Source organism: Synechococcus sp. R5-12, from assembly GCF_047502655.1.
GTDB lineage: Bacteria > Cyanobacteriota > Cyanobacteriia > Thermostichales > Thermostichaceae > Thermostichus.
Genome location: NZ_JANSIM010000135.1, coordinates 1 through 2,713, shown reverse-complemented (window position 1 = coordinate 2,713; position 2,713 = coordinate 1). Strand labels below are relative to the sequence as shown.

The 2,713-nt window shown below is 60.0% G+C and carries 3 protein-coding genes; all 3 read right to left on the bottom strand.

What is annotated here, in order from left to right:
- Positions 1–208: 208 nt before the first annotated feature.
- Entirely contained in the window at positions 209–1,102 is an 894-nt protein-coding gene (gene folD / locus NW843_RS07995; RefSeq protein ID WP_414522620.1) for a bifunctional methylenetetrahydrofolate dehydrogenase/methenyltetrahydrofolate cyclohydrolase FolD, read from the bottom strand.
- A gap of 92 nt (positions 1,103–1,194) precedes the next feature.
- Positions 1,195–1,431 carry an exodeoxyribonuclease VII small subunit gene (xseB, locus tag NW843_RS07990; protein WP_414350295.1) on the bottom strand — a complete coding sequence of 79 codons (237 nt, stop codon included), beginning with the start codon at positions 1,429–1,431 and terminating at the stop codon, positions 1,195–1,197.
- The gene (gene xseA, locus NW843_RS07985; RefSeq protein ID WP_414522619.1) at positions 1,412–2,668 is read right to left on the bottom strand and encodes an exodeoxyribonuclease VII large subunit; all 1,257 of its coding nucleotides are present in this window, start codon (positions 2,666–2,668) and stop codon (positions 1,412–1,414) included. The genes xseB and xseA overlap by 20 nt, the downstream gene beginning before the upstream one ends.
- Positions 2,669–2,713 lie beyond the last annotated feature (45 nt).

The following is a 2,713-nucleotide window of genomic DNA, read 5'->3' as shown; positions in this document are numbered from 1 at the left end:
GAACAGTGATGTTCAGCAGTGTTCAGCGTAAATGTATCAGGATCCAAGCAACAGAACATTTTGAGAACAGTCTCCAAACCATAGTCATTTCAAGCTAGATTGAGACACTCCCCAAGCGCTCTGTGCCGCTGCCGCGACCAACCCCAGCTCTTCTCCCAGAGAGAGAGGGAAGTTAGGGAACAATGCAACAGAAATGTTTCATTCCTGTTTAATAATGGCTACACAAATGGCTACACAAGTGGCTGCGCAGTTTATAGCTCTGTAGGGTGTTGGCCAGCAGCATCGTTACCGTCATCGGCCCTACGCCTCCCGGTACGGGCGTGATGGCAGCGGCCAACTCTTTGACCGCTTCATAGTCCACATCTCCCACCAATTGCTCGGCTCCGGTGGGGGTCTCGATGCGGTTGATGCCAACGTCGATGACCACCGCGCCGGGTTTCACCATGTCTGCCCTCAATAGGCGGGGGCGGCCCACGGCCATCACCACAATGTCGGCGGCGCGGGTCACTTCTGCCAAGTCGGGGGTGCGGGAGTGGGCTAGGGTGACCGTCGCATCGGCGGCCAACAACATCAAGCTCAAGGGCTTGCCCACCAAGATGCTGCGACCGACCACCACTGCCTTTCGGCCTGCAATCGGGATCCCTTCTGCTTGCAACAGGCGCATCACGCCCAAGGGGGTACAACTGCGCAAGCCGGGCTCGCCGCGCAACAGCCGGCCCAGGTTGAGGGGATGGAGTCCATCCACATCTTTGTCGGGATTGATGGCCAGAAGGGGGGGGATGGGATCCCAGCCGGGGGGCAGGGGCAGTTGGACGAGGATGCCATCCACCCGCTCGTCCTGATTGAGTTGGTCGATGGTGTCGAGCAAATGGGCAGGGGAGTCTTGGGCGGAAAAATGTCGGCCAAAAGAAGCAATGCCCAACCGCTCACAGGCCCGCTCTTTGCCGCGCACATAAGCCGCACTGGCGGGATCCTCTCCAACCCGCAGCACTGCCAATCCCGGTGGCCGCCCCACCTGGGGTATCCAAGCTTGCACTTGGGCGGCCATCTCCGCTTGCAAGCGGGCGGCTAAGGCTTTGCCATCGAGGATCTTTGCGGGCATGGGGGCGCAAGGATAAAGACAACCATCCAACGACCATCCATAGTGAAGCAGAATGGCGACAGCAGTGCAGGGGGAATGATCAGGTGGGATCCCTAGAACGCCTGCGAGTCTTCTTCCTCTTGGCCCAATTGCTCGATGATGATCTCCACCTGCTGCCGCTTTTGCTCTAAAAAGTCCGCGCAGGTTTTCAGGGTTCGGGCGGCCTGTTGAAAGCGCTCCACCACTTCTGCCAGATCCAGTTCCCCCGATTCAATCTGGGCAATCAAAGTTTCCACCTCGGCAATGGCTGCTTCATAGCGCCACGGCTCCTCACGTTTGCGGCGGCTCATGGCTCTCCTCTACTCGTACCCATAGGCTTCCCGAGGCCAGTTGTATCATCAGGCGGGTTTGGGGAGGCAGGCGATGGGTGCGGATCAGGGATCCCTCTTCATCTCGCACCAAGGCATAGCCCCGTTTCAGAATGGCTTCGGGATCGAGCGCTTGGAGGCGATCTTGCAGGGCCTGTTGGTGCTGTTGGCGTTGCTGGAAGCGATGGCGCACGGCTTGGAGCAGGCGATGTTGGTGTTGGGTCAAGCGATCCTGAGCCTGTTGCAACAGCCGCTCTGGATGCACGTAAGCCAGGTGGTGTTGGGCCTGCTGCAAACGCTGCTGGGCCCTTTCCAAAGCTTGGCGAGTGCGTTCGATCAACTTCTGGCGCAACTGGGATCCCTGACGCTGCAATTCCCCCAGATCCGGCACGATCCGCTCGGCAGCTGCCGTTGGGGTATGGGCGGCGTAGTCGGCAGCGTAGTCAGCCAGGGTTTCATCCCGCTGGTGGCCAATCCCGGTGACCACCGGGATCCGACATTCGGCAATGGCTCGCACCACCCGCTCATCGTTAAAACAGGCCAAATCTTCGCTGGCTCCACCGCCCCGCGCCAAAAGAAGCACTTCCGCCCGCCCATCCTGTTCCACCCGGCGAATGGCCCGCACAATTGATTCCGGGGCCGCCTCCCCTTGCACTTGAGCTGGGGAGAACAGCACCCGTAGCCCGGGGTAGCGCTGGTTGAGGGTGCGCCGAATATCTCCCCAGCCGGCAGCGTGGGGGGAACTGACGACGGCAATGCACTGGGGATGAACAGGCAGAGGTCGTTGGTTATCGAACAAGCCCTCAGCACTGAGGCGGGCCTTGAGCTGTTGAAATCGCAACGCCAACAGCCCTTCCCCGGCAGGCAGCAATTGCCAGATGACGAGGCGATAATGGCTGCCGCCGCTATAGATGCCAAGTTGCCCAAGGGCAAGCACCTGTTGCCCCACTTCCGGCCAGAAGCTGAGCCTGGAAGTTTGGCCCTGCCAGACCACCCCCTTGAGAACGTCACCGGTTTCCGGATCGACTAGGGTCAAGAACAGGTGGCCATTGCGGTTGCGCTGGCAACTGGAGACTTCCCCGCTCACCCACAGCCTGACCAAGTAGGGATCCCCGGCCAGCAGCGATTTCAAATAACGGGACACTCCCCCCACCGAGAGCAGGGGAGCTTCATCCGTGAGCAAAAACTCCATCCCACTGCTGCGGGCGGCTAAAGTCACTTGTAAACTACCCGACCCTGACTACTTCGCAGTACAGGGCGGGCT

Bases quoted from the DNA above. Each gene is read 5' to 3' on its own strand.
- xseB (WP_414350295.1), bottom strand. From the start codon at position 1,431: ATGAGCCGCCGCAAACGTGAGGAGCCGTGGCGCTATGAAGCAGCCATT.
- folD (WP_414522620.1), bottom strand. From the start codon at position 1,102: ATGCCCGCAAAGATCCTCGATGGCAAAGCCTTAGCCGCCCGCTTGCAA.